Below are 264 nucleotides of genomic sequence, written 5' to 3' on the forward strand. Positions count from 1 at the left end.
GTACAGTAGGGGACATTGAATCACTTCCATTTTTAGAAGCGGTACGTCAAGTCCATGCGGAAAATAAAACTGAGGATGTTGTGTTTGTTCATACAACACTGATTCCTAAAGTTCCTGCAAGTAACGAATTCAAAACAAAACCAACTCAACATAGTTTTAAAGAGCTTATGTCACACGGTATTAAAGCTAATATTATTGTTACACGTTGTGATGAGCCTTTAACTCAAGATATGAAGAATAAGATTGCGCTTTTCTGTGATGTTA

At 35.6% G+C, this 264-nt stretch carries 1 pseudogene; it reads left to right on the plus strand.

The window, feature by feature from the left end:
* A pseudogene (locus H6B31_RS16960) lies at positions 1-264 on the plus strand (CTP synthase); the annotation flags it as partial.

The organism is Pseudoflavonifractor capillosus (assembly GCF_016899775.1).
Taxonomy (GTDB): domain Bacteria; phylum Bacillota; class Clostridia; order Oscillospirales; family Oscillospiraceae; genus Lawsonibacter.